Source organism: Streptomyces sp. NPDC059255, from assembly GCF_042752355.1.
Lineage (GTDB): Bacteria > Actinomycetota > Actinomycetes > Streptomycetales > Streptomycetaceae > Streptomyces.
The window spans coordinates 1-1505 of record NZ_JBHYZP010000105.1 but is presented as its reverse complement, the minus strand read 5'-3'; the positions used below and the strand labels follow the sequence as shown (position 1 = coordinate 1505).

At 42.7% G+C, this 1505-nt stretch carries 3 protein-coding genes; all 3 read right to left on the bottom strand.

The window, feature by feature from the left end; all coding sequences use genetic code 11:
- The coding region (locus tag ACFXKG_RS41245) for a LysM peptidoglycan-binding domain-containing protein (protein WP_384850762.1) at nucleotides 1–668 on the bottom strand (668 nt) is incomplete at its 3' end.
- Complete coding sequence (locus ACFXKG_RS41240) at nucleotides 655–951, bottom strand: hypothetical protein (protein ID WP_063336321.1); 297 nt, start codon at nucleotides 949–951, stop codon at nucleotides 655–657. The genes ACFXKG_RS41240 and ACFXKG_RS41245, both read right to left, overlap by 14 nt.
- 340 nt (nucleotides 952–1291) lie before the next feature.
- On the bottom strand, nucleotides 1292–1505 hold a 214-nt coding region (locus ACFXKG_RS41235; protein ID WP_384850759.1), incomplete at its 5' end, for a hypothetical protein.

The following is a 1505-nucleotide window of genomic DNA, read 5'->3' as shown; positions in this document are numbered from 1 at the left end:
GTACCACCCTTACCATATTTCTGCGTCAATTCTGACAACGTGTCACCTTTTTTCACCGTCACCGTTTTGTATTTTGGTGTAGACGGTTTTTTCGCTGGCGATGGCTTTTTAGCCGGGGTTGACGGTTTTTTAGCAGGTGTTGTCGTTTTGGCAGGTGTTGACGGTTTCGCGTTCTTCAGCTTTTCCAGTTCTTTATGAAGCTGGTCATTTTCTGTTTCCAAGTTGCTGTATTTCTTCGCTTGATCGGCAAGCTGTTTTGAAATGCTGTCCTTTACTTGGTCAACATACGTTTTGTTTTCCTTGCCAATATCGGTAATGGTGTCGATTACATCTGACTTAAATGATTCTTGGTTCTGCCCCAATTCATTTGCAAAGTTGTTTAAGGCTGTATCAACGCTACCTTCAATGAGAGATTGATTGTTTTGTAGCTGTGCCTGAACCAAGCTTGAATTCATAGGATTGCCATCCAAGTAATCACCCTCTAATGCTTCAGAAGTCACGTACTGTTCTTCCTCAGCAGGACGCCCACGCGTCACAAGGGAGACTAATAGAAAGACCCCAATTGCAACCGACCCGATAATGACAATATTCTTTTTGTTTAATTGGAATTTCTTTTTACCCGGGGAATGACCCCCGGATTCATGACCGACTTGTTCAAATTCCGCCATACCAATATAAGCCTCCTATCGGATCACCGAAATAATGATTCTTAGGGAAGTTTTCTTCATCTACCTGATTTCCGTTTAGATCGACTGTCGCTTTCTCAATACTCATGTTTGTTACTTTGTCGATCAATGCTTCTTTCGGAACCATCGGGTAAATGAAGTTGGCATGTGTTGGGCGTAATTCTTCAGCGTCTCCAATACCTAGCTGCGCGTCAGGTAGCTCCACTGGACGTGAAAGCTCCTGAAGCGCATGAACCCGGTTTTGAAGGTGATAGCCTTCCATCATGCCGCCTTACCTCCCTTGTAATACTTTGATGCCTGAAATTGAATTGCTCGCGATTGTGCTGATAATGGAAGTCGTAGACTTGGCATTTTTCAGGAACAGATAAATACCAATGAGAATCCCGATACCCGCAATCACGTCAAAAAACTTGTTAACCATCCACAAGACCTCCCATGATTTGTTTTACCTTGTCAACGTTCAGGACTGCCATACTTGCGAGAACAAGTACCAAGAACGTGTACGTTATTTTTTCATTTGTGAACATACCCAGCAGGATAACGAAAAAGAGAAAGGTGATAATAAACCGCATAGACTTTGTAAACTCTTGCATAGAATCACCCCTTTACTTCAAGCCAAAACCGCGTTTAAGACCGTTCCAAAACCCATCTATGAAACTGTCTTTAGCGGCTTTTTTGACTTTCTTTTTCTGCTCCGGCTTCATCTTTTGATACTTTTTATACGTGTCGTATCCTGTCGCTTTTTCAACTGCCTTTTTCGCTGTCTTTCCGGCTTCGTCGACGGTTTCTTTTGTAGATTCCCAACCATCTTTTACAACG